This window comes from Pectobacterium sp. A5351 (genome assembly GCF_028335745.1).
Classification (GTDB): domain Bacteria; phylum Pseudomonadota; class Gammaproteobacteria; order Enterobacterales; family Enterobacteriaceae; genus Pectobacterium.
On sequence record NZ_CP116477.1, the window covers coordinates 2,109,347 to 2,134,979 of the forward strand.

At 50.9% G+C, this 25,633-nt stretch carries 23 protein-coding genes and 1 other annotated feature; of the genes, 16 read left to right on the forward strand and 7 right to left on the reverse strand.

From position 1 onward, the window contains the following. Positions 1-217 precede the first annotated feature (217 nt). Positions 218-1,738 carry a dipeptide/tripeptide permease DtpA gene (gene dtpA / locus O1Q74_RS10010; RefSeq protein WP_271878551.1) on the forward strand — a complete coding sequence of 507 codons (1,521 nt, stop codon included), beginning with the start codon at positions 218-220 and terminating at the stop codon, positions 1,736-1,738. Between the two features lie 116 nt (positions 1,739-1,854). On the opposite strand, the gene cysB is transcribed toward dtpA, so the two are convergent. Then, a complete protein-coding gene (gene cysB / locus O1Q74_RS10015) occupies positions 1,855-2,829 on the reverse strand; it encodes an HTH-type transcriptional regulator CysB (protein WP_271878554.1) in 975 nt (324 codons plus the stop codon). Positions 2,830-3,207: 378 nt separating this feature from the next. After that, entirely contained in the window at positions 3,208-5,805 is a 2,598-nt protein-coding gene (gene topA, locus O1Q74_RS10020; RefSeq protein WP_271878556.1) for a type I DNA topoisomerase, read from the reverse strand. A gap of 369 nt (positions 5,806-6,174) precedes the next feature. On the opposite strand from topA, the gene O1Q74_RS10025 reads away from it, so the two are divergent. After that, entirely contained in the window at positions 6,175-6,444 is a 270-nt protein-coding gene (locus tag O1Q74_RS10025; protein ID WP_271878559.1) for a YciN family protein, read from the forward strand. A gap of 86 nt (positions 6,445-6,530) precedes the next feature. Further along, positions 6,531-7,894, forward strand: a protein-coding gene (locus O1Q74_RS10030) for an IS3 family transposase (RefSeq protein WP_271873361.1) whose coding sequence is annotated in 2 segments (ribosomal slippage) — positions 6,531-7,008 and positions 7,008-7,894 — 1,365 coding nt in all. Because the reading frame shifts where the segments join, the coding sequence is not laid out codon by codon here. Positions 7,895-7,969: 75 nt separating this feature from the next. Here the strand turns inward: O1Q74_RS10030 and sohB are convergent. Next, positions 7,970-9,016, reverse strand: a complete 1,047-nt coding sequence (gene sohB / locus O1Q74_RS10035) for a protease SohB (protein ID WP_271878562.1) — start codon at positions 9,014-9,016, stop codon at positions 7,970-7,972. A 355-nt stretch (positions 9,017-9,371) separates the two neighbouring features. Between sohB and O1Q74_RS10040 the strand changes: the two genes are divergently transcribed. Then, entirely contained in the window at positions 9,372-10,133 is a 762-nt protein-coding gene (locus O1Q74_RS10040; RefSeq protein WP_271878565.1) for a YciK family oxidoreductase, read from the forward strand. 26 nt (positions 10,134-10,159) lie between these two features. After that, the gene (cobO, locus tag O1Q74_RS10045; RefSeq protein WP_271878568.1) at positions 10,160-10,750 is read left to right on the forward strand and encodes a cob(I)yrinic acid a,c-diamide adenosyltransferase; all 591 of its coding nucleotides are present in this window, start codon (positions 10,160-10,162) and stop codon (positions 10,748-10,750) included. 81 nt (positions 10,751-10,831) lie between these two features. On the opposite strand, the gene rluB is transcribed toward cobO, so the two are convergent. Both rluB and O1Q74_RS10055 read right to left on the reverse strand, forming a co-directional pair. Then, the gene (gene rluB, locus O1Q74_RS10050) at positions 10,832-11,716 is read right to left on the reverse strand and encodes a 23S rRNA pseudouridine(2605) synthase RluB (protein ID WP_271878570.1); all 885 of its coding nucleotides are present in this window, start codon (positions 11,714-11,716) and stop codon (positions 10,832-10,834) included. A 195-nt stretch (positions 11,717-11,911) separates the two neighbouring features. Further along, positions 11,912-12,532 carry an L-threonylcarbamoyladenylate synthase gene (locus O1Q74_RS10055; protein ID WP_271878573.1) on the reverse strand — a complete coding sequence of 207 codons (621 nt, stop codon included), beginning with the start codon at positions 12,530-12,532 and terminating at the stop codon, positions 11,912-11,914. Positions 12,533-12,808: 276 nt separating this feature from the next. Here O1Q74_RS10055 and O1Q74_RS10060 point away from each other — a divergent pair, with 276 nt between their 5' ends. Next, positions 12,809-13,567 (forward strand): hypothetical protein, encoded by a 759-nt coding sequence (locus tag O1Q74_RS10060; RefSeq protein WP_271878576.1) that lies wholly within the window; start codon positions 12,809-12,811, stop codon positions 13,565-13,567. Positions 13,568-13,616: 49 nt separating this feature from the next. Here O1Q74_RS10060 and rnm read toward each other — a convergent pair whose 3' ends face one another. Next, complete coding sequence (rnm, locus tag O1Q74_RS10065; RefSeq protein ID WP_271878579.1) at positions 13,617-14,489, reverse strand: RNase RNM; 873 nt, start codon at positions 14,487-14,489, stop codon at positions 13,617-13,619. Between the two features lie 213 nt (positions 14,490-14,702). Further along, positions 14,703-14,807, forward strand: a sequence feature (Trp leader region). Between the two features lie 32 nt (positions 14,808-14,839). On the opposite strand from rnm, the gene O1Q74_RS10070 reads away from it, so the two are divergent. The 7 genes from O1Q74_RS10070 to O1Q74_RS10100 all read left to right on the forward strand — a co-directional run bounded on the left by O1Q74_RS10070 (position 14,840) and on the right by O1Q74_RS10100 (position 22,529). Further along, positions 14,840-16,402: an anthranilate synthase component 1 gene (locus tag O1Q74_RS10070; protein WP_271878582.1), complete on the forward strand. Its 1,563-nt coding sequence runs from the start codon at positions 14,840-14,842 to the stop codon at positions 16,400-16,402. Beyond that, the gene (locus tag O1Q74_RS10075) at positions 16,402-16,980 is read left to right on the forward strand and encodes a glutamine amidotransferase-related protein (RefSeq protein WP_256541878.1); all 579 of its coding nucleotides are present in this window, start codon (positions 16,402-16,404) and stop codon (positions 16,978-16,980) included. Before O1Q74_RS10070 ends, O1Q74_RS10075 begins: the two co-directional genes overlap by 1 nt. Before the next feature lie 62 nt (positions 16,981-17,042). Next, on the forward strand, positions 17,043-18,041 hold the full coding sequence (trpD, locus tag O1Q74_RS10080) for an anthranilate phosphoribosyltransferase (RefSeq protein ID WP_271878588.1): 999 nt from the start codon (positions 17,043-17,045) through the stop codon (positions 18,039-18,041). A gap of 7 nt (positions 18,042-18,048) precedes the next feature. Beyond that, the gene (trpCF, locus tag O1Q74_RS10085; protein WP_271878591.1) at positions 18,049-19,416 is read left to right on the forward strand and encodes a bifunctional indole-3-glycerol-phosphate synthase TrpC/phosphoribosylanthranilate isomerase TrpF; all 1,368 of its coding nucleotides are present in this window, start codon (positions 18,049-18,051) and stop codon (positions 19,414-19,416) included. 13 nt (positions 19,417-19,429) lie between these two features. Beyond that, complete coding sequence (trpB, locus tag O1Q74_RS10090) at positions 19,430-20,623, forward strand: tryptophan synthase subunit beta (RefSeq protein WP_271878866.1); 1,194 nt, start codon at positions 19,430-19,432, stop codon at positions 20,621-20,623. After that, a complete protein-coding gene (gene trpA, locus O1Q74_RS10095) occupies positions 20,623-21,429 on the forward strand; it encodes a tryptophan synthase subunit alpha (RefSeq protein WP_271878594.1) in 807 nt (268 codons plus the stop codon). Before trpB ends, trpA begins: the two co-directional genes overlap by 1 nt. A gap of 383 nt (positions 21,430-21,812) precedes the next feature. Then, positions 21,813-22,529 carry an oligogalacturonate-specific porin KdgM family protein gene (locus O1Q74_RS10100; protein WP_271878597.1) on the forward strand — a complete coding sequence of 239 codons (717 nt, stop codon included), beginning with the start codon at positions 21,813-21,815 and terminating at the stop codon, positions 22,527-22,529. A 187-nt stretch (positions 22,530-22,716) separates the two neighbouring features. Here the strand turns inward: O1Q74_RS10100 and ompW are convergent, their stop codons facing one another. Further along, a complete protein-coding gene (gene ompW / locus O1Q74_RS10105; RefSeq protein ID WP_271878600.1) occupies positions 22,717-23,349 on the reverse strand; it encodes an outer membrane protein OmpW in 633 nt (210 codons plus the stop codon). A gap of 283 nt (positions 23,350-23,632) precedes the next feature. Between ompW and O1Q74_RS10110 the strand changes: the two genes are divergently transcribed. The 3 genes from O1Q74_RS10110 to O1Q74_RS10120 all read left to right on the forward strand — a co-directional run bounded on the left by O1Q74_RS10110 (position 23,633) and on the right by O1Q74_RS10120 (position 25,615). Next, entirely contained in the window at positions 23,633-24,037 is a 405-nt protein-coding gene (locus O1Q74_RS10110) for a YkgJ family cysteine cluster protein (RefSeq protein ID WP_271878603.1), read from the forward strand. Between the two features lie 58 nt (positions 24,038-24,095). After that, positions 24,096-24,848, forward strand: a complete 753-nt coding sequence (locus O1Q74_RS10115) for a YciC family protein (RefSeq protein ID WP_271878604.1) — start codon at positions 24,096-24,098, stop codon at positions 24,846-24,848. Positions 24,849-25,048: 200 nt separating this feature from the next. Then, a complete protein-coding gene (locus O1Q74_RS10120; protein WP_271878607.1) occupies positions 25,049-25,615 on the forward strand; it encodes a septation protein A in 567 nt (188 codons plus the stop codon). Positions 25,616-25,633 lie beyond the last annotated feature (18 nt).

The following is a 25,633-nucleotide window of genomic DNA, read 5'->3' on the forward strand; positions in this document are numbered from 1 at the left end:
TGAAATTAAACTCTGCATAACATTTGATTTATAGTTTTATCCAGACATCAAATCCACTTGTAACAAAACATGTAAAAGAGCTTGCCTGTCCGTAAAATAACGTCAATATAACGCCGTTTTTCCTCCCCATAACAATGAAAAGAGGTCGCAGTTTCACTGCCTCACTCTTGTTATTTTCTCGTTAAAAAAAACGAGATATGTAAAATCAGAGGTCTTTGTGTCAACAGCAAACAACAACAGCAAATCCACCGAAAGTGTCAGCATGAACGCGTTCAAACAACCAAAAGCGTTTTATCTCATCTTTAGCATTGAGCTGTGGGAGCGTTTTGGTTACTACGGCCTACAGGGCATCATGGCCGTTTATTTGGTCAAAATGCTGGGCATGTCCGAAACCGACTCTATCACCCTCTTCTCCTCGTTCAGCGCGCTAGTATACGGTTTTGTCGCCATTGGCGGCTGGCTGGGTGATAAAGTCCTCGGTACCAAACGTGTGATCGTGCTAGGTGCTATCGTGCTGGCGATCGGTTACACCATGATTGCCTATTCAGGCCACAGCGTGGCGTGGGTTTATATCGGTATGGCAACCATTGCCGTCGGTAACGGATTGTTTAAAGCCAACCCGTCGGCCCTGTTGTCTACCTGCTATGCGAAGGACGATCCACGTCTGGATGGTGCCTTCACCATGTACTACATGTCGGTGAACATCGGTTCCTTCTTCTCTATGCTGGCGACACCGGTACTGGCCGCACACTATGGCTGGAGCGTCGCCTTCTCCCTGAGCGTGGTCGGGATGATCCTGACACTGGTCAACTTCATGTTCTGCCGTAAGTGGGTCAGTACACAAGGTTCTCAGCCAGATTTCGAACCGATCAATTTGAAGAAACTTGTCATTACTCTCGCGGGTATCGTGGTGCTGGTCGCACTTTCCACCTGGCTGCTGCACAATCAGGGCGTTGCTCGTTGGATTCTGACCATTATTTCAGTCGCCGTTGTTGCCATCTTTATTAAAGAGATGCTGGCGGTAAGCGGTGCAGAACGTCGGAAAATGATCGTCGCGCTGCTGCTGATGCTGGAAGCCGTGGTCTTCTTTGTGTTGTACAACCAGATGCCGACTTCGCTGAACTTCTTTGCGATTCGCAACGTTGAGCACGCCATTCTAGGTTTTGCCTTTGAGCCGGAGCAGTATCAGGCGCTCAACCCATTCTGGATTATGGTTGCCAGTCCGATTCTGGCTGCGGTCTATAACAAAATGGGCGACCAACTGCCGATGGCGCACAAGTTTGCGATGGGTATGGTGCTGTGTTCCGGTGCGTTCCTGGTGCTGCCGTGGGGCGCCAGCATGGCAAACGAACAGGGTATCGTGTCCGTCAACTGGCTGATCCTCTGCTATGGCCTGCAAAGTATCGGGGAGTTAATGATTTCCGGTCTGGGTCTGGCGATGGTCGCTCAACTGGTGCCACAGCGCCTGATGGGCTTCATCATGGGTGCCTGGTTCCTGACATCAGCGAGTGCAGCGATTATCGCAGGCTATGTCGCTAACATGATGGCCGTGCCTGAGAACGTTGTAGACCCGCACGTATCCCTTGAGGTTTACAGCAATGTCTTCATGCAGATTGGCATCGTGACAGGCGTCATAGCCGTTCTGATGCTGCTGACCGCACCGAAACTGACGCGTATGACGCAGGATGTCGCCACCGATGCACCTGCGGACGCCACCACGACAGCAGCATCCGCCTGATAGCCAGTCTGAACCCCTCACGCCGATGTATGGGGCATGAGGAGCAAAGCGTTTGAATGATAAAAAGCCAGACACTGTCTGGCTTTTCTACGTTGGTGACACGTCCTGAATGACGTTTACTTCACTGGTAGCGTGACGTCCTTGAACATCGCTTCTATTTCATCATTTGAACGCAGCGCAACGGCAGTATCGACGACATCACGCGTTAAATGCGGCGCAAAACGCTGGATGAAATCGTACATGTAGCTACGCAGGAACGTGCTGCGTCGGAAGCCGATTTTCGTTGTACTGTAGCTGAAAATACTGTTCGCGTTGATGGTCACCAGATCGGTTTCCGTTTGCGGATCGACCGCCATATTAGCAATCACCCCCACCCCCAGCCCTAAACGCACGTAGGTTTTAATCACATCGGCATCCGTGGCGGTAAAGACGATACGCGGCGTCAGCCCCGCACGGTTAAACGCGGTATCCAGCTCGGAACGCCCCGTAAAACCAAAGGTATAGGTAACGATGGGATAAGCGGCCAATTCTTCAATGGAGATGTCGGTTTTGGAGGCCAGCGGGTGATCGGGTTTTACCACCACCGCGCGATTCCAGTGGTAGCACGGCAGCATGATCAGATCGTCGTACAGGTGGAGCGCTTCGGTCGCAATAGCAAAATCAGCAGACCCTTTCGCAACGGCCTCAGCAATCTGCGTCGGCGAGCCCTGATGCATATGCAGCGATACGCGAGGATAGCGATCGATAAAACCTTTGATGACGCCTGGCAGCGCATAGCGCGCCTGCGTGTGTGTGGTCGCCACATACAGCGACCCTTTATCGGGATAGGTATGCTCTCCGGCAACCGCTTTGATGGCATCGACTTTCGATAACACTTCACGTGCAATGCGGATGACTTCCTGTCCGGCTGGCGTCACCTGTGTCAGGTGTTTTCCACTACGGGCAAAAATCTGAATGCCCAACTCATCCTCCAGCATGCGGACCTGTTTACTGATCCCCGGCTGGGAGGTGTACAACCCTTCTGCGGTAGAAGACACATTCAGGTTGTGATTAACAACTTCAACAATATAACGAAGCTGTTGTAGTTTCATAATTTATCCCATTCCCAATTGAAGTGTGCGCGTGGCATCTCACGACGTTCTGACGACGTTCCGTTTTATTGACCTTGACTACGCCTTAACCATCTGGCGCAGATTTCCATCAATTAATGTCATTTAATCATAAAAATTATTTTTATATAACCATTTTTACATAGCGAAACGATAAAGAGCGCAGTGCGTGCGATGATCACCGAGGTAAACCGCATCATTCTCTATCACGGATCAACAATCCCCATGCTACCGCAGGACAATCTTTATACATTTGTTTTATCTGGAGATTTTCTGCAATCGAAAAAGCCAGCCTTACGGCTGGCTTGATGTCGCAATTTATCACGCACAACTCGGTTACACGCTGGGTGACAGAAAAAGTTATTTCTTCCCTTCAACCCATTTGCCATCAATGTAAAACGCTGACCAGCCTGTTGCCTTGCCGTCTTTTTCTGACGAGACATATTGCTGCTTAGTCTTACGGCTGAAACGTACCTGCGTCTTATTGCCGTCTTTATCAACCACCGGAGCTTCCGCCAAATAGCGCAATTTTTCCGGCAAGCGATCTTTAAAGCGCACCAGTTCTTCTACCAGTGGTGCTCGCGTCTCACGAGATTTAGGGAACGTATTAGCGGCAAGGAAAACACCTGCCGCCCCGTCACGCAGGACGAAATAAGCGTCAGACTTCTCACAATGCAGCTCAGGCAACGGCACCGGATCTTCCTTCGGTGGTGCCACCTCACCATTGCGCAGGATCTTACGCGTGTTTCCACAGCTCTCGTTGGTACACGCCATGTATTTACCGAAACGTCCCATTTTGAGATGCATTTCGGACCCACACTTCTCGCACTCAACAATCGGGCCATCATAGCCTTTGATGCGGAACTCGCCGGTTTCGATCTCATATCCGTCACAGGCTGGGTTATTACCACAAACATGCAGCTTGCGCTGATTATCAATCAGGTAGCTGTCCATCGCCGTACCGCATTTTTCACAGCGTCGACGGGCGCGCAGCGCGTTGGTTTCAGCATCATCGCCTTCCAACACATTCAGCACTTCGTTTTCTGGTATCAGGTTGATGGTGGTTTTACACCGCTCTTTAGGCGACAGCGCATAGCCGGAACAGCCCAGGAACACTCCGGTACTGGCGGTGCGAATCCCCATTTGGCGCGAACAGGTTGGACAATCGATACTGGTCAACACCATCGCATTAGGGCGCATGCCGCCTTCTTCAGGATCCTGCTCGGCCTTTTCCAACTGTTGGCTGAATTCGTTGAAAAACTCATCCAGCACGGCTTTCCATTCCGCCTGATTATTGGCGACCTGATCGAGACGACTTTCCATCCGCGCAGTGAAGTCGTAATTCATCAGTTCGCGGAAGTTTTCTTCCAGTCGATCGGTAACGATTTCGCCCATCTTCTCGGCATAAAAACGACGGTTCTCCACCCGAACATAGCCACGATCCTGAATGGTTGAAATAATAGACGCGTAGGTAGACGGGCGGCCAATGCCGCGCTTTTCCAGCTCTTTAACCAATGAGGCATCGCTGTAACGCGCCGGTGGCTTAGTAAAGTGTTGCCCTGGCAGCAGCTTCTGCAGCGACAGCGCCTCGCCCACCGCCACAGTTGGCAACGTGCGGTCTTCATCATTTTTACGCAGCGCAGGCATGACTTTTGTCCAGCCATCGAAACGCAGCGTACGGCCTTTCGCACGCAGTTGATAATCTGCGGCCTCTACAATTAGCGTGGTAGAATCGTATTGCGCAGGCGTCATTTGACAAGCGACGAACTGCCGCCAAATCAGCTGATACAGCTTCTGCGCATCGGCTTCCATATCTTTCAGGCTATCGGCCAGCACGCCAACATCGGAAGGACGAATCGCTTCGTGTGCTTCCTGAGAGTTTTCTTTGCTGCTGTAAAGGTTCGCTGATTCAGGCAGATAACGTTTACCGAATTCTTCGCCAATATAGCCACGCACCATCGTCAAGGCATCCTGACTGAGGTTCGTTGAATCGGTACGCATGTAAGTAATGTAGCCCGCCTCATACAGACGCTGCGCCATCATCATGGTTTTTTTCACGCCAAAGCCAAGGCGTGTACTGGCAGCCTGTTGCAGCGTTGACGTAATGAACGGCGCGCCCGGCTTACTGCTGGTCGGCTTATCTTCACGATCGGCAACCTTATAGCGGGCGTTTTCAAGCAGGCTAACCGCTGCCTGTGTTTGCGCTTTATTAACCGGTTTAAACGGTTTGCCATTATGGTGCGTCACCTGCATTTGCAGTTGAATATCGCTGCCGGCCAGTAAATCGGCGTGCAATTCCCAATATTCTTCCGGCACGAACGCTTTGATTTCGCGTTCGCGATCGACAATCAGGCGCACCGCAACCGACTGCACGCGTCCAGCGGACAAGCCGCGGGCGATTTTTTTCCACAGCAGCGGGGATACCATGTAACCCACCACGCGATCCATAAACCGACGCGCCTGCTGCGCATTAACGCGATCAATATTCAGCGTGTCTGGTTTTTCAAATGCCTGCTTAATGGCATTTTTCGTGATTTCATTAAACACCACGCGGCTGAAACGCTCATCTTCACCACCAATGATTTCCCGCAGGTGCCAGGCAATGGCTTCCCCTTCGCGGTCAAGGTCGGTTGCGAGATAGATGTGGTCGGCATTTTCCGCCAGCGTTTTTAATTCGGAGACGACCTTCTCCTTGCCCGGCAGTATTTCGTAGTTGGCTTTCCAGCCATGATAAGGGTCGACGCCCATACGATTAACCAGCGCGGATTTCTCATCCTTTTTGACTTTCTTTGTCGTTTTATCTTTCGTTGAGTCCGCGCTCTTTTTACTGACTGAGCCACTCGTCGGCAAATCGCGTACATGACCGACGCTGGATTTCACCACGTAGTCATTGCCTAAATACTTATTGATCGTTTTGGCTTTTGCCGGGGACTCGACGATAACGAGAGCTTTACCCATATGTACTATTACCTGCTGAATTCTTCTGAAAATCAGATATTTTTCGGGGCATCCAGAGCGGATTCTACTGACTGCGCAAAATCCCACACTCTACCTGATAAATGCTGTCACGCAACCTAATTAGCGTGGCAATCCGGTTTTATCCGCATCCTGCCACACTGAATATCGGCAGGTAAGCCCCTAAAATGTAGCCCATTTGCACCATAATCTACGCTTTACGCTGAAACCGTATCGCAGTACCCTTTCTTTTTATGCAGCTTTTGAAATGACCCGATTGAGGAGTGAAATCGCTGCGTTGATTTTCGAAACAGTATTGCTGATATAATGCGATACGCCCTTTTTTCAAGGGTGAGTACAGGAGTAAGAATCATGTCACCTGAACATCGGATTAACGAAGAAAAGCGTCCTATTGACCGCCAGAGCTTATTAGTTGAAGCCAATGACATCATTAAACATCACGATGATTATTTGCATGGCATGGTCGCAGATAGCGTAGAACAAAAAAACGACGTGCTGGTTTTTCGCGGTGAGTTTTTTCTCGATGAGAATGGAATGCCAACCTTAAAAAGCACCGCGGTATTTAACATGTTCAAGCATCTTGCGCATGTTTTGTCCGAAAAATATGACCTGATCGATTAAATAACGTGATGGCTTAAATGCAAATGCCCGCACATTGGACTGCACCCCAAAAGTTGGACACCCAACTGAGTAAGGTGCAGTTTTTTATGGCAAAGCCAAAATATTCCCTCGAAACCAGATTAGCTGTAGTTAATCACTACCTCGCCGGAAAAGATGGAACACATCGTACAGCTGAACGCTTTGGTGTTGAGAGAACATCAGTGCGACGCTGGGTAAGAGCCTGGCAACTCCATGGTATTGATGGCATTACCTGGAAAAATGACCGCCATTCTCCGGCGTTCCGGATGACTGTTGTCCAGACTGTTCTCAATGAAGAACTTTCGATGCGTGAAGCTGCCGCACGGTTTAATATCTCAACTGAAACCGTTGTCCGGCACTGGGTGAATGTATACAAAGACGCAGGTGAGAAAGGACTTCTGAGCATAAAACCAGGCCGGAGCAAGGACATGACAAAACCCAAAAAAACACCTCCACTTACCGATGCTGCACTGGAAAAGTTATCTCCCGAAGAACTGCGGGCTGAACTTCGTTACCTGCGCGCAGAGAATGCCTATCTAAAAAAGCTGAAGGCCTTAGTTCAAAGCGAGAAAAGCGGCAGAAAGCCGGAATAATCAGTGAGCTAAGGCTGGAGTATGCGCTCGGTGATCTTCTGCGTGCAGCGGGTATGTCCCGTAGTACGTGGTATCACAATATGAATGCGCTGAAGCGAGTGGACAGGCATGCCGGGCTGAAAGATAAAATCAGAGAGATTTACCACTATCACAAAGGGCGTTATGGCTACCGCAGGATCACACTCTCACTGAGAAAACAGGGGTTGTTGGTAAACCATAAAACTGTGCAGAGACTGATGGCGGAGCTGTCACTCCGCTCTCTGATAAGGGTGAAGAAATATCGTGCCTGGAAAGGGGAAATGGGCAAGGCTGCGCCCAATATCCTGAGCCGGAACTTCAGTGCATCGAAAGCCAACGAAAAATGGGTCACGGATGTTACAGAGTTCTCGGTGCAGGGTAAAAAGCTGTACCTGTCGCCGGTTCTCGATCTGTTTAACCGGGAGATTATCTCCTACAGCCTGTCGGAAAGGCCGGTGATGGAGATGGTTAATACGATGCTGCACGATGCGTTCTCAGCGCTCGGACCGGAGGATACACCGCTGCTGCACACGGATCAGGGCTGGCAATACCGAATGGCAGGCTATCAGGCAAAGTTAAAGGCACAGGGTATGACGCAAAGCATGTCACGCAAGGGAAACTGCCTGGATAACGCGGTGATGGAGAACTTCTTCGGCACACTGAAATCGGAGTGTTTTTACCTGAACAGGTTCAGCGATCTGAATGAACTGAGGAAGGCGATAGAGGACTATATCCATTACTATAACAACGAGCGGATCAGCCTGAAATTAAAAGGCCTGAGTCCGGTAGAATACCGAACCCGGGCCCTGATAGCCGCTTAACATGAACTGTCCAACTTTATGGGGTCAGTCCACATTCGCGGGCATTTAATTTGTGCAAACCACTACGCTGAGCGATTACAGCAGAGGCTTTGAACCCCGTTGCCACCAACGCAGCATCAATCGTTCCGCGGTATCGCCTGCGCTGCCTGTCAGACGATCCAGCAGGCGTTTACGACGCGTGTAGCGAACGCTTAGCACTTCATGGCTAGCCATTTCAGCAATCAGCAGGTCGTCACTGGTGCCGATCGCGTCAATCAACCCCAGATCTTTCGCCTGCGTGCCAAACCAATGCTCTCCCGTCGCCACCGCATCAATATCCAACGAAGGGCGCATCTGCTGCACAAAATCCTTAAACAGCGTATGCGTGACATTCAGATCTTCGCGGAACTTCTCACGGCCTTGTTCCGTATTTTCACCAAACAGCGTCAACGTACGCTTGAATTCACCGGCGGTGTGCAACTCAACATCAATGTCTTTGTTTTTCAGCAAACGGTGGAAATTGGGAATCTGCGCCACGACGCCAATAGACCCCACAATCGCAAACGGAGCCGCGACGATGCGGTCAGCCACACAGGCCATCATATAGCCACCGCTGGCAGCCACTTTATCCACGGCGACGGTCAAGCGCACACCGCCCTGACGTAAACGTTGTAATTGCGAGGCAGCCAGCCCATAGCCGTGCACCACACCACCGGGGCTTTCCAGGCGCAACAGCACCTCATCCTGCGGCTTCGCAACAGCCAGCACGGCGGAAATCTCTTCACGCAGCGAGCTCACTTCACCTGCATCCATACTGCCGTTGAAATCAAGCACGTACAGGCACGGTTTTACACTTTTCTCTTCACCACGTTTGGCACGCTGTTTATCTTGCTTCGCCGTTTCTTTATCTTTCTTCTTTTCTTGTTTCGATAACAGCTTCCGTTCGGTGTCGCTCATACAGGCCGTCTGCATTTCGCGCTGAATTTCCTGATATTGCTCGCCCAGGTTCATGACCTGCAACTCACCTTTATGCTGGCGCTTACGTTGCGTCATCCCGAATGCCAGAACGACTAACGCACCAATAGCCACCACGATAGTGAGTACCTTAGCCAGGAATAAACCGTATAGAGAAAGTAATTCCACAAACACCGTCCTCATTGACTGCGTATTAATTAATGTTGGTTTACTCACCAACCATGGCGTTGACGTCGTGCGCCATTTCCTTCCTATAACCTAACTGATGGCACGCAATATGGCGATGTTATTCCTGCGTTTTTATGCCTATTGCTGCTTTTTACAACAGCACAGGGAGAAATAGAGGCAGTCTCATTGAAAACGGACAACATTTGAGGCATAACACCCCCATTCATCCTGCCGAATGCGCCGTCGTCTGGCGTTCCGAGCGGTACGACCCGACATATCTCGCCGTGCCGATACACGATGGCAGGTCTATTATTTGAAGCGTGACTGTTTAGCATCACGGCAAGAGGAATTCATTGTGCATTACCAGCCTAAAACCGATTTACTGCAAAACCGCATCATTCTGGTGACTGGCGCTGGCGACGGCATAGGCCGGGAAGCCGCCCTGACCTATGCCCGTTACGGCGCACATGTCATCTTATTAGGCCGGACAGAAAGCAAACTTCAGGTGGTTAAACAGCAGATTGAGCAGGAACACGGTACGTCAGCACACGTGGTTGTCTGCGATATGCTGGCCTTATCTTCCGCACAGTGCTTTCAACTGGCAGACGAACTGGCGCAGGTGGTGCCGCACCTGGACGGTGTTCTCCACAACGCCGGGCTGCTCGGGGAGATCGCTCCTGTCACAGAGCAAAAGCCAGAGATCTGGCATCAGGTTATGCAGGTCAACGTCAACGCCACCTTTATGCTGACACAGGCGCTGCTGCCTCTGTTATTGAAATCATCTTGCGCGTCTCTGGTTTTCACCAGTTCCAGCGTAGGCCGCGAAGGTCGCGCCGGCTGGGGAGCCTATTCCGTATCCAAGTTCGCGACAGAAGGCCTGATGCAGGTGCTGGCAGAAGAATATCGTTCAAAAAATCTGCGCGTGAACTGTATTAATCCCGGCGGAACGCGTACGGAAATGCGTGCATCGGCGTTCCCCAGCGAAGATCCGATGAGACTGAAAACGCCGGCAGATATTATGCCGCTGTATCTCTATCTGATGGGCGATGACAGCCGCCGCAAGACGGGGATGAGTTTTGACGCACAGCCGGGCAGAAAAGCCGGTCCAGCCGAATAATCGAATAATAGAGAAGAACACGCACGATGAGCGATGAACGCCACCAGCAACGCCAGCAGCGCCTGAAAGAAAAGGTCGACGCCCGTATTGCCGCCGCGAATGAAACGCGCGGCATCCTGATCGTTTTTACCGGCAATGGGAAAGGCAAGACCACGGCGGCTTTTGGCACCGTCACGCGGGCAATCGGTCACGGATTACGCGCGGGCGTGATCCAGTTTATCAAAGGCGAATGGCCGAACGGTGAGAAGAACCTGTTGCAACAGCACGGCGTGGAATTTCAGGTCATGGCGACCGGCTTCACCTGGGAGACGCAGAACCGCCAGACAGATACGGAAGCCGCACAGCATGTCTGGCAGCATGGCAAACGGATGCTGGCCGATTCACAACTCGATCTCGTCGTGTTGGACGAACTGACGTATATGCTTAGCTATGATTATCTGGATTTAAGTGACGTTGTAACCGCATTAAAACAGCGTCCTGCCGGACAGACGGTCATTATTACTGGCCGCGGCTGTCATCGTGACTTGCTGGAAATGGCCGATACCGTGACGGAAATGCGCCCGGTAAAACATGCGTTTGATAGCGGGATTCAGGCACAGCAAGGGATTGACTGGTAAAACCGCCATCGGTGAGAAACAAAATTTAGCGAAATGAAAACGGGCAGCGAAAGCTGCCCGTGAAGCATAGGGATAACACGATTAGCCGTTGCGCTTTGGCTTCGAAGACGTACGGCGCGCCGGAGCGGTGCTAATCTGACTGTGGCGTTTTACCGCACGACGGATCTGGTTCGCTTTCACCCGACGGCGCTCACGCTCAACCGGTAGTTTCGATACCGTTTCTGCCGGAAGCTGCACCAACTCACGCAGATAATTCAACTGCTCCAGCGGCATCTCTGCCCAACCACCACGCGGCAGACCTTTCGGCAGCGTAATATCGCCGTAGCGCACGCGAATCAGGCGGCTAACCTGCACGCCAACCGCTTCCCATAGACGGCGAACTTCACGATTGCGTCCTTCCGTCAGCGTGACGTTATACCACTGGTTCAGACCTTCACCGCCCTGATAGCGGATAGTACGGAACGACGCCGGGCCGTCTTCCAACTGTACGCCTTTACTCAGTTGCTTGATCTTTTCGTCATCAACTTCACCGAAGACCCGCACAGCGTATTCACGCTCAACCTCGCGGCTGGGGTGCATCAGGCGATTGGCTAACTCACCGTCGGTCGTGAACAACAGCAGGCCGGACGTGTTCACGTCGAGACGCCCTACCGCCACCCAACGAGAGCCTTGAATTCTCGGCAGACGGTCAAATACCGTCGGACGGCCATCAGGATCGTTACGGGTACACAGTTCACCTTCCGGTTTGTAGTACATCAAGACGCGGCACACGGTGTCTTCGGTTTCCTTAACGGTAACCACATGGCCATCAATACGGATTTTGGTGGCCTTCGTCACTTCGACGCGATCACCCAGTGTAGCAACCTTACCGTCAACGCTGACGCGTCCAGCCTGAATGATACCTTCAATTTCGCGGCGTGAGCCATGTCCGGCGCGCGCCAGCACTTTTTGTAACTTTTCGCTCATTGAGCAACCTCTAGTGTCGCCTTCCCAGGCGTCGGGGGGAGTCATAACCGCCGATAAAATTCAGCACGTTACGTAAAAATCGAATGTACGTAAAAATCGGGTGTACATAAAAATCGTGCGTAGTGTTCAATGCTGGCGCGATTATACCGATCTTCGCGCCATTTGTATTCCCATTGTTACAGCCTGTCGCAGCACTTACAGGAACGGCGTGACATCACCCGTGCCTTCACGGGCGATGCGCGGCGCGGACTCGGTCAGGTCGATAACCGTCGTCGGCTGTTGGCCCAGCGAACCACCGTGAATAATCAAATCCACCTGTTTCCCCAATCTTTCCTGAATTTCTTCGGGATCGGACTCGGCGAAATCATTTCCCGGCAGCATCAGCGTTGTCGACATCAAGGGTTCATTCAACACGGCCAGTAATTCCAGCGCGATAGGATTGGACGGTACGCGCAGACCGATGGTTTTACGTTTTTCATTCATTAAGCGGCGAGGAACCTCTTTTGTCGCTTTCAGAATAAAGGTGTAATTGCCCGGCGTATTATTCTTAATCAACCGGAACGCTGTGTTATCAACATGGGCGTAAGTCGAAAGTTCGGACAGATCGCGGCACATCAGCGTGAAGTTATGATCGCTACCGAGATCGCGAATCCGACAGATACGTTCCAGCGCATTTTTTTCGCCCAACATGCAGCCCAACGCATAACCGGAATCGGTTGGATAAACAATCACCCCGCCTTTATGCAGAAATTCCACCGATTGATTGATCAATCGCGGCTGCGGATTCTGCGGGTGAATATAGAAAAACTGACTCATGACCCTACCTCATACATCTGACATTTCGCGGCGTTGCGCACTGTTCGCACACCATACAACATCGTGACGTTACTCTCGAACCTCAACCATAGCGGATGGTGTAATACGCTCACGCCTGTGGAAAAGTCCGAATGTCCCATCTTCTAACTGATTATTGTAGAACGTGTTTACGGTAAAAAAATTTTATTTTATGCAAGCGGAACTCACCCGCCCGGTTTTGCTACTCATAGATATTGGGTAATGCATAACCATTAACTTGTTTTAAAAGGACATACCATGTTTATCCGCGCTTCCCACCCTGCACAAACAAGCGCATCGTCAGATATTGCCAATATTGTGCGCACCTCTGATTTATCAAAGGTTGCGCTTCAGGCGATGAAGGACTTCAAGTCAAATCCAGAGAGATTTTTGGCACAAAATATCTTAGATATATCAGGCGTAATGAAGAGTAATGATCGAACAAGCACCACCACTATGCTCAATGATGTTCTTAAAAAAGGGTATTTCGCCCTTATTCCATCCGAAAATGAAAATAGCAAATTTCATCTCAAACCCGTCAACGTTTCCACGGCAGCAGAGGCGGAAAATGTCATTTATGCACACTGGATTCCGTTCAAAAGCGGTAATGTCACCCCTGGGTATACAGATATTCCAAAAATTCCACATCATGTGCCACGTGACGACAATGCGATTTTTGCCTTTACGCCCGGTATGAATGGATGTGCGTTAGAAGTGAGAGAACATCCTACTCACGACAATTATTATCGGATTTTTCATAATCAACATCCCACCAGTCAGGTACAAACCGACCTTATTGACGAAATCGCTGGTAGCAAAGTCGATGCCTTTACTGAAAGTGAATACTTTCAGCACAATAACGCTTTATTAATGCCGGTTGCGGCTAATATCATGCATTTTGATAACAGACAAGGTGGATGGATGTTTATCAGTCAGCCTCAGGGCATTAACATGCATAACAACGCAGTTGAACGAATGTCCAACAGTAATATCATTTCCAGATATATGACAGACTAATGCGCGCGGCTGTTCAGAGAATAAGCCAGCACCGAATCAGCGTCCTGCCCTAGTTGACCAACACGGGATGATGCCAAACGGGTTCGACATCGGCAGGCAGCCACAGCTTGCGACCCAGTTCGATCCAGGCACACGGCAGATGGAAATCCGATCCTTGCGATGCCATCAGGTTGAAGTCACGCGCATAGCGACCCAACTGCGTCCGTTCATCCGGTGCCTGTTGGCATTGCGCCACCTCCATCGCGATCCCGCCGCTTTCTGCAAACATGGCTAACAGGCGCTTTAGCCATTTGACTGTCAGATCGTAGCGCCCCGGATGCGCCAATACCGACACGCCACCCGATTGATGAATAGCCTCGATCGCTTGCGGGATGCCGCACCACTGCGGCGGCACGTAACCGGTTTTGCCTTTCGCCAGATATTTTTTGAACACCTGATTCATATTGGCCGCGATACCCAACTCAATGAGATAACGCGCAAAGTGCGCCCGCGTAATCTGTCCCCCCGTTGCCAGACGCTGTGCGCCAACCAGCGCATCGGGAATACGGGCTTTTTCCAGTCGAACCGCAATTTGCTCCGCCCGACTCTGCCGACATTCTGCCTGCTGTTGCAGCAATCCCGTTAACGCCGGGTGCGCAATATCCATCCCGAGTCCGACGATATGAATCTCATGATTTTCCCACAGGGTGGAAATCTCCACGCCGGGAATCAGCCTCAGCGGTAATCCCTGCAGGGCAATCGCATGCTGTGCCTCTTCAAGCCCGCTGGTCGTGTCGTGATCGGTTATAGCCAGCACGCTCACCCGCATGTCTACCGCCCGCTGAACAAGCGCTGTTGGCGTTAAAACGCCATCAGACGCCGTGGTGTGGCTATGCAGATCGTAAAGTGGGAATGACGCTATCAGTTGGGAATCTTCTGGCACAAGCCTATCCATTAACAAAAATCATACGAAAGCCGCATGATGCCATTAATAGCAAGCAAATGGTAATGTCCACCGTTTACTGAGTAATAAAATAATCCTATTGAAGGTGTTGACATTTCACCACTGAACCAGTTAACTAGTACACAAGCTCAGTGCAGTAATCCGAACCCAAACCGCGAGATGATGATAATGGTAACGCAGAAAATGATGAAGCATGGTTGGTGGCGCTCTTCCCTCTCGCGGGTGGACTAATCACGCATCGCTGTTATCACACATGCAGATATTCCCAGGCCCGCTTAACTCAGCGGGCTTTTTATTTGATGGGCACAACATTAAAACGGGTAGCAAGAATGCAAACAACACAACCTACACTGGAACTGCTGCGTACCGAGGCCGTTTACCGTAACGACCCTAGCGCCATTTTCCATCAGCTCTGCGGTGCCAGACCTGCCACGTTGCTGTTAGAGTCGGCTGAAATCGACAGCAAGGAAAACCTGAAAAGCCTGTTAATCGTTGATAGCGCGCTGCGTATCACGGCACTGGGCCCGCTCGTTTCCATTCAGGCGTTAACGGCAAACGGTGCCAGCCTCCTGCCGCTTCTGGATGCCGCACTGCCGGCAGAGATTATTAATCAGCCGCGTCCAAACGGTCGTGAACTCACCTTCCCACAAGCAGACGTCATGCAGGATGAAGACGCTCGTCTGCGTTCGCTGTCGGTCTTTGATGCCTTACGTCAGATTCTGACGCTGGTTGCCTGCCCGGCAGACGAACGTGAAGCCATGTTCCTCGGTGGCCTGTTCGCCTACGATCTGGTTGCCGGATTTGAAGCATTACCCGCGCTGAGCCAGCAACAGCGCTGTCCGGACTTTTGTTTCTATCTGGCAGAAACGCTGCTGGTACTCGATCACCAAAAACGCGTGACCGCGCTGCAAGCCAGCCTGTTTACGCCGAACCACAGCGAAAAGCAGCGTCTGCAACAACGTCTGGAACAACTGCAATTTCAGCTTACTCAGCCCGCGCCCGCGCTGCCGCGCCAGTCCATTGAGAATATGGCGCTGAGCTGTAATCAGAGCGATGAGGCCTTCGGCGAGGTCGTTAGCCAAATGCAGGAAGCCATCCGCATCGGTGAAATTTTTCAGGTTGTGCCGTCACGCCGCTTCTCTCTGCCGTGCCCGTCACCGCTGGCGGCCTACCAAACGCTGAAAGATAGCAATCCCAGCCCTTACATGTTTTACATGCAGGATCAGGATTTCACATTGTTTGGCGCCTCGCCGGAAAGCTCGCTGAAATACGATGCCGACAGCCGCCAAATCGAAATCTACCCGATTGCCGGTACCCGCCCGCGCGGTCGCCGTGCCGATGGCTCGCTGGATCGCGATCTCGATAGCCGCATTGAGTTGGAAATGCGTACCGACCATAAAGAGCTGGCTGAGCATTTGATGCTGGTAGATTTAGCCCGTAACGATCTGGCACGAATCTGTCAGCCGGGCAGCCGTTACGTTGCAGACCTGACCAAAGTTGACCGCTATTCCTTTGTGATGCATCTGGTCTCCCGCGTAGTGGGCACATTGCGTGAAGATTTAGATGTGCTGCACGCCTACCGCGCCTGTATGAATATGGGCACGCTGAGCGGCGCACCGAAAGTTCGGGCAATGCAGTTGATTGCCGAAAGTGAGAAAACCCGGCGCGGCAGCTACGGCGGCGCAGTCGGCTACTTCACCGCACACGGCGATCTGGATACCTGCATCGTTATTCGCTCTGCGTATGTCGAAGACGGTATTGCCACCGTTCAGGCAGGTGCCGGCGTGGTGTTGGATTCCAATCCTCAGGCTGAAGCCGACGAAACGCGTAATAAAGCCCGGGCCGTACTGCGAGCTATTGCCAGTGCGCACCATGCAAAGGAGATCTTCTGATGGCCGACATTCTGCTGCTCGATAATATCGACTCATTCACCTACAACCTGGTGGATCAACTGCGTGCCAGCGGTCATCAGGTCGTGATTTACCGTAACCATCTGCCTGCCGATGTGATCATCGCACGGTTACAGCAAATGGAAAAACCGATTCTGATGCTTTCCCCCGGCCCCGGTACACCGGCTGAAGCCGGCTGTATGCCGGAACTGCTGCAACGTCTGCGCGGTCAGTTGCCGATTATTGGTATTTGCCTTGGTCATCAGGCCATTGTGGAAGCCTATGGTGGCCATGTTGGTCAGGCAGGTGAAATCCTGCACGGTAAAGCATCGGCCATCGACCATGATGCCAGCGGTATGTTTAGCGGTTTGCCACATCCGTTACCGGTCGCTCGTTACCACTCGCTGGTCGGCAGCCGTATTCCTTCTACGCTGACCGTCAACGCCCACTTCAACACGATGGTGATGGCCGTGCGTAACGACGCCGATCGCGTCTGCGGTTTCCAATTCCACCCCGAGTCGATCCTGACCACACACGGCGCACGACTGCTGGAACAAACGTTGGACTGGGCGCTGGCTTAACGAGGGATACGATGATGCAACTGTCTTCTACACAACCGTTTTCTGATCAGGATGTCGCTACCATGCAACACATACTGGAAAAATTATACCGTGCAGAAAGCATCAACCGTCAGGAAAGCCAGGCGCTGTTTGGTGCCATTATCCGCGGTGAACTGGAAGCCAGCCAACTGGCAGCCGCGCTGATTAGCATGAAAGTGCGCGGCGAGCACCCCGATGAGATCGCCGGTGCCGCCACGGCATTGCTGGCCGATGCGCAACCATTCCCCCGCCCTGACTATTTATTTGCCGATATCGTCGGTACTGGCGGTGACGGCACGAACAGCATTAACATTTCAACTGCCAGCGCTTTCGTCGCCGCCAGTTGCGGCCTGAAAATCGCCAAGCACGGCAACCGCAGCGTCTCCAGCCGTTCCGGTTCCTCCGATTTGCTTTCTGCTTTCGGTATTAAGCTGGACATGAGCGCGCAGGATTCACGTCAGGCGCTGGACGATTTGGGCGTGTGTTTCCTGTTTGCTCCGCAATATCATCTGGGTTTCCGCCATGCTATGCCAGTGCGCCAGCAGCTCAAAACCCGCACCGTCTTCAACGTGCTGGGGCCACTGGTTAACCCCGCTCGTCCGCCGCTGGCGCTGATTGGCGTGTATAGCCCTGAATTGGTTCGGCCTATCGCCGAAACATTGAAGGTGCTGGGCTACCAGCGTGCCGCCGTTGTGCATGGCGGCGGGATGGATGAAGTCGCTATTCATGCGCCGACACAGGTTGCCGAATTACACAATGGCGAGATTAAAACCTACGAACTGACGCACCGCGATTTTGGTCTGGATGCGTATCCGCTGTCCGCTTTACAAGGCGGTACGCCAGAAGAAAACCGTGACATTCTCGCGTCACTGCTACAAGGTAAAGGTGAACGCGCGCACGCCGCGGCGGTTGCCGCCAATGTTGCGCTGCTCCTGAGATTGTTCGGACAGGAAGATTTGCGCCAGAATGCACAACAGGCGCTTGAAGTCATTCATAGCGGACAGGCTTATCAGCGCGTTATCGCACTGTCCGCGAGAGGATAAGGGAATCATGCAGGAAACCGTATTACATAAAATTGTGCGCGATAAGGCGCTTTGGGTTGCGGAGAGAGAGAAAGCACAGCCACTGGCCTCTTTTCAGCATGAAATTGTTCCCAGCCAGCGCGACTTTTATCAGGCGCTGAAACAGGATAAGCCCGCGTTTATTCTGGAATGCAAAAAAGCGTCACCATCAAAAGGATTGATTCGCGACGATTTCGACCCGGTAGCCATTGCTCAGGTCTATAAAGACTACGCGTCTGCTATTTCTGTTTTGACCGACGAGAAATATTTTCAGGGCGACTTTGCCTTTCTGCCGCAGGTGAGTGCGGCAGTACATCAACCGGTGTTGTGCAAAGACTTTATTATTTCGCCTTACCAGATTTACCTGGCCCGCTACTATCAGGCCGATGCCATTTTGCTGATGCTGTCTGTGCTGGACAACGAGCAATATCAGCAACTGGCCGACGTGGCGCACAGCCTGAAGCTAGGCGTGTTGACGGAAGTCAGTAATGAAGAAGAATTACAGCGCGCCATTCAGCTTGAAGCGCGCGTCGTCGGGATCAACAACCGCGACCTGCGCGACCTCTCCATTGATCTCAATCGCACCCGAACGCTCGCACCGCGCCTGCCCGCAGGCGTCACCGTGATCAGTGAATCCGGTATCAACTGCCAGGCGCAAATTCGTGAACTCAGCGAGTTTGCTCAGGGCTTCCTGATCGGCAGCTCACTGATGTCCGAGCCGGATCTGAACGGCGCGGTACGCCGCGTTATTCTAGGTGAGAACAAAGTCTGCGGCCTGACGCGCGCCGCAGACGCACAAGCAGCCTATCAAGCGGGTGCGCTCTACGGCGGATTAATCTTCGTCGCTAGTTCTCCACGCTATGTTGACGCCAAACAAGCCACTGACGTGATGACTGGCGCCCCACTGCGCTATGTCGGTGTTTTCCGCAATGCGCCCGTCGAACACATTGTTGCTATCACGACGCAGTTAGGGTTAGCGGCCGTTCAACTGCACGGTGATGAGGATCAACAGACGATCGACCAGCTACGTCAGCAATTACCTGCGGCTTGCCAGATTTGGAAAGCACTGAGCATCGCAGATACGCTGCCAGCGCGTAATCTCACCCACGTCGATCGCTACGTGTTCGACAACGGTCAGGGCGGCAGCGGGAAAACCTTCAACTGGTCGCTGCTGGCAAACCAGTCACTGGATAACGTGCTGTTGGCCGGCGGCCTGAATAGTGATAACTGCGCGCTGGCAGCACAGCAGGGTTGCGCAGGGCTGGATTTCAATTCCGGGGTCGAAAGCGAGCCGGGAAAAAAAGACTCACAGAAAATTGCTGCGGTTTTTGCGACGCTACGTCAGCCGCAACACTAAAACAGACGGGAAAATTATGACATTACTCAACCCTTACTTCGGTGAATTCGGCGGACAATTTGTTCCGCAGATCCTCATCCCAGCGTTACGCCAGCTGGAAGAGGCTTTCGTCAGCGCACAAAAAGATCCTGACTTTCAGGCCGAATTTACCGATCTGCTGAAAAACTACGCGGGTCGCCCGACGGCATTAACCCTGTGTCAAAACCTGACCGCGGGGACAAAAACCAAACTGTACCTGAAACGTGAAGACCTGCTGCACGGCGGCGCGCACAAAACCAATCAGGTACTCGGACAGGCGCTATTGGCTAAGCGCATGGGTAAAAGCGAAATTATCGCCGAAACCGGTGCGGGCCAGCACGGTGTCGCGACCGCACTGGCTTGCGCTCTACTCGGCCTGAAATGCCGCGTTTATATGGGCGCGAAAGACGTTGAACGCCAGTCGCCGAATGTCTTCCGTATGCGTCTGATGGGGGCAGAAGTCATTCCGGTTCACAGCGGTTCCTCCACGTTGAAAGATGCCTGTAACGAAGCGCTGCGCGACTGGTCTGGGAGTTATGAAAACGCACACTATCTGCTGGGAACGGCAGCAGGCCCACACCCTTACCCGACTATCGTGCGCGAGTTTCAACGCATGATTGGTGAGGAAACCAAAGCGCAGATTCTGGAAAAAGAAGGTCGCTTGCCGGATGCGGTACTCGCCTGCGTCGGCGGTGGCTCTAACGCGATCGGGATGTTTGCTGATTTCATCGATGATACTGACGTCCGCCTGATCGGCATTGAGCCTGGCGGCCTGGGCATTGAATCCGGGCAGCACGGTGCGCCGTTAAAACATGGTCGCCTCGGTATCTATTTCGGCATGAAGTCTCCGATGATGCAAACGTCTGACGGGCAAATTGAAGAGTCCTACTCGATTTCCGCTGGGCTGGATTTCCCGTCCGTAGGACCACAGCACGCCTACCTGAACAGCATCGGCCGCGCTGACTATGTCTCGATTACCGATGACGAAGCGCTGGATGCCTTCAAAGCACTCTGCCGTGGTGAAGGTATTATTCCCGCACTGGAATCCTCCCACGCGCTGGCACACGCCTTGAAAATGATTAAAGCGGAACCGGAAAAAGAGCAACTACTGGTGGTCAACCTGTCCGGCCGTGGTGATAAAGATATCTTTACCGTGCACGATATTTTGAAAGATCGGGGAGAAATGTAATGGAGCGTTATCAACAACTGTTTACTCGCCTGTCGGAGAAAAAGGAAGGCGCATTCGTTCCGTTTGTGACGCTGGGCGATCCGTCTCCCGAGCAATCCCTGAAAATTATCGACACGCTAATTGCCGCGGGTGCCGACGCGTTGGAGCTGGGTGTGCCCTTCTCTGACCCGCTGGCGGATGGTCCAACCATTCAGGATGCCAACCTGCGCGCCTTTGCCGCCGGCGTCACGCCCGGCCAGTGCTTCGAAATGCTGGCGACGATTCGCCAGAAATATCCGGAAATCCCGATTGGCCTGCTGATGTATGCCAATTTGGTCTTCAGCAACGGCATTGATGAATTCTATCAGCGCTGCGCACAGGTTGGCGTTGACTCGGTGTTAGTCGCGGATGTTCCGGTGGAGGAGTCGACCCCTTTCCGTACGGCTGCGCTGCGGCATGGCATCGCCCCTATTTTTATCTGTCCGCCCAATGCTGACGATGAGTTACTGCGCGAGCTCGCGTCCTATGGCCGTGGCTACACCTATCTGGTGTCACGTGCGGGCGTAACCGGGACAGAAAAACGCGCCCAACTGCCGCTGAATCATCTGGTAGCCAAACTGAACGAGTATCATGCCGCTCCTCCGCTACAAGGATTTGGCATTTCCGATCCGGCTCAGGTGCGAGAAACGTTAGCATCAGGCGCTGCGGGTGCCATTTCCGGCTCGGCGATCGTACGGATTATCGAAAAAAATCTGAACCAGCCCGACGTCATGCTGTCAGAGTTACACACCTTTGTGAGTGAAATGAAAGCCGCTACGCGTTCATAGCACTTTTCTGGCGCGCAATTCATGCTTAATGCAATAACTATTGCGCGCCAAATAATGTTTCAAATTATTTCATATTTGATTGCAGTAAATTATTTTCAATTATTATTGAATGTCCAAATCATTATAATTGTAAAAAATGTTTTCAAATTGAAATAATTATTTAATTTCTACCGGGTAAATATTCCAGTCATCGCTATTTTTAATAACGCATAAATCCCGCCAATAAAATACGAAGAAAATCACATAAATAAGAACATTCAAAATTTTTCCTTTTTAACGATCTTGTTCACATTACTGTAAGAAATAATAAATAAAATAAAACCGCTGGACAAAAGTGGCAGCGCGTTTTTAGATAATAATTCTTTTTGACTTGGGATAATAAAATGAAAGCTAAAATATTGACGATGGTGGTAACTTCCTTAATCAGCTTAAGCTCCATGGCGGTGACGATTGACTATCGCCATGAAATGCAGGATACAGCAAAGAACGATCATAAAGATCGTCTGCTAATGTCTCACCGTTTTGACAACGGTTTTGGCCTCTCTGTAGAAGCCAAATGGAAACAGTCTGATAAAGATACTACGCCGAACAAACCCTATAACGAGACAGTAAGCAATGGCACTGAGGTTGTTGCCAGTTATCTGTATAAATTTGACAAATCCTTCTCCCTGGAACCCGGTTTTTCTTTAGACTCTAGTTCAACGTATAACAACTATCGTCCATACTTGCGTGGTGCCTATAACGTTACTGACGATCTCGCATTATCACTCCGCTATCGCCCGTACTACAAACGTAATAGTGACAGCATCGGCACAACTAAAAACACCTCTGAAAACGGTTATAACCTGACGACCGCTGTTAGCTATAAATTCCTGAAAGATTTCCAGATTGCTTACGAGTTAGACTATCAGAAAGTCAATAATGACAAAGTCATTTTAACGAATAACAAGGACTATAAGATTGAGCATGATGTTAGCCTGTCTTATAAACTGGATAAAAACTGGAAACCTTACGTTGCCGTTGGCAATGTCGTTGGTCCAGACAAAACCACCGATGAGCGTCAAACTCGCTACCGCGTTGGTGTACAATACAGTTTCTAATGGTTCCCCCTATAGATAATTGCTGTAATAAAAATAGCGTTATCCTTATTGGTTAGTTATTTTGTGTCTGTAAAAACGGCGACGCTATTCACGTCGCCGTTTTGTTATGGCGTGCCATCCTTACAGGCCATTCGTTAAAAATTTCTCCCAGAAATTTTTTATTCTTCACATCAACTTAAATTAACAATCAGAAGCGATAACCTACGCCAAACATAAAGGCCCATGGATCAAGTTTAGTATGGATACTTTGTTGATTATTACCGGCTTTAAATTTCACATCGGTATCAATATCCATCCACCATACGGACATGTTGACTAACCAATTCTTGTCCAGGTTGTAATCCAACCCCGCCTGCGCAGCAAGGCCCCAGGAATTTTTCAGGCTCAGATCGCTCAGCCCTGCGCCCTTCCCTGTATCATTAAATTTCTCATCGAAGAACATCGTGTAATTCAGACCAACGCCCAGGTAAGGACGTAATTTATCTTGCGCATCACCAAAATAGTATTGTGCGACCAGTGAAGGCGGCAGGTGTTTCACTTCTGCAATCGTTCCCGTGCTCTGCAAACCGACTTTGTGGCTGAACGGGGTAGCCGCCAGCAATTCAACACCGATATTGTCCGTCACCAGGTAGCTAAAAGTCAGACCCAACTGAGTATTGCTATTTACCTGAAACTCTCCCAAACCCAACACATTGTCCGAGCTTTCACGTGGATGCACGGTTGCTGTACCCGCGCGAACAATAAAATCACCCGCTTGATGAGCCTGTGCCAATGTAGGCATAAGCGCCGCTGCCAATAATAAGAAAGATGCTTTTTTCATTACCCACTCCATTTATAGGGTTTAAATTTCGAGCGAAATATAACCCTAACTAGGTATTCTTGTTTTAAGCCAGATCACATCTTTTAAAGATTTTACACGCAAGTTGAACCATATCATTTATCGCTAACTGATTAAAAATCATGGAATTGATCCAAATCAATAAATGACAAAGAATACATAACGTGCTCTGCCCGCAAATTGCATTACCGCGCGAACACATTCAACGGTAGATTTTTATTTCCATTAACGTGATTCACGCTGGATGGGGGCAGTTAGTCATCCAATGAGCGATAATACCTGTATGCACTGTGGCGCGTGCTGCGCTTATTTCAGAGTATCTTTCTATTGGGCTGAAGCCGATGACGGCGGTGGTGCAGTACCTTCACAATTCACCGAACCCGTTTCCCCTTTTTTACGCTGTATGACGGGTACGAACAGCAAGACGCCTCGCTGCCAGGCATTGGAAGGCACCGTCGGGGATACCGTTAGTTGTTCTATTTATGTTAATCGCCCTTCACCCTGTCGAGAATTTATGCAATCCGGCGAAAATGGACAGATCAACGATGCCTGCAACCGGGCTCGGGAAAAATATGGCCTGCCACCTTTGGTAACATTTTCATCCCCGTCTCTCATAACTGAAGGGAAAAGCAGCATTACATCGTTGACAGGGTGCCACAGTACGGATTAACAGGTTACAATCGTGAGTTAAGTTCTATCCGTTGATTTATCTTTTTCAAGGAGCCTGCATGCCTATCACGGCTAACACGTTGTACCGTGACACAATGAATTTTACCCGCAACCAGTTCATCAGCATCTTAATGATGTCACTGTTGACGGCATTCATTACTGTCATACTGAATCATGCGCTATCACCTTCTGTAGACGAGTTACGGATTCTGAGCACCTCCGGCAGCGATCTGTCATCGTCTGTCGAATCCGGTTTGATGGACTTGATTCAGCAGATGACGCCGGAACAACAAGCCGTGTTGCTAAAAATGTCAGCGGCAGGCACCTTTGCGGCGTTAGTCGGCAATGTACTGCTGACGGGCGGGATTCTGATGTTAATCCAACTGGTGTCCGACGGACATCGCACCAGCGCACTACGTGCAATCGGCGCCTCCACCCCTTTTTTACTGCGCCTGCTTTTCCTGATCCTGCTGTGCACGCTGCTTATCCAGCTTGGTATGATGCTGCTGGTCATTCCTGGCGTGCTGCTGGCTATCGCCCTGAGTTTGTCGCCCGTGATAGTCGTCACTGAAAAAAGCGGGATTTTCAGCGCGATTAAAGCAAGTACCAAACTAGCCTATGGCAACTTACGCGCAACCGCGCCTGCCATCGTGATGTGGTTATTGGCTAAAATCGCTATTTTGCTGGTGGTGTCAAAGTTACCCATTTCCTCACCAACCGTGCTCGGTGTGGTTTTGAACGGGTTAAGCAACCTGATCTCCGCGATTCTGCTGATTTATCTGTTCCGCCTTTATATGCTGCTGCGCGCGTAATTGCTGCTCTTCACCTATGCCGCCGTTCTGGCGGCATAGGCTTCGCCCGTTCCCTCGTTCACGACTTGCCCAATCGTAATTTTCTGCAAATTATTACAATATCTCGGGAATGGTGTTCCACAATGAAGGATAATGGCATGAGCTACCGGATAACTCTTGTGGGTTATCATTACGACACTGTTGAGTGATGGATTGACATAATGAAGCAACTTCTTGATTTTATACCGTTGGTCGTGTTTTTTGCAGCTTATAAACTCTATGACATCTACATCGCATCGGGCGCATTAATTGCAGCAACGGCGCTGTCACTCGCGGTCACCTGGGTGATGTATCGTAAAATAGAGAAAATGACGCTGGTCACCTTTGTGATGGTCGTCGTTTTCGGTTCGCTAACGCTGGTGTTTCATAACGATCTGTTTATCAAGTGGAAAGTTACCATTATCTATGCGTTGTTTGCCGCCGCTCTGCTGGTTAGCCAGTTTGTCATGAAGCAAACCCTGATTCAGAAAATGCTGGGTAAAGAGCTAACTTTGCCGCAATCCGTCTGGGGAAAATTGAATATAGCCTGGGCGGTATTCTTTCTGGTATGCGGGCTAGTTAACATCTATATTGCTTTCTGGCTACCGCAAAGTGTGTGGGTCAATTTTAAAGTCTTTGGTCTGACGGGTGTGACGCTGCTGTTTACGCTGCTTTGTGGTGTTTATATCTACCGTCACTTGCCTGACGACCAGGAAAAATCAGAAGAAGAAAAAAGCGAGCAACCGTAATCGCTAAATCGAGGCATA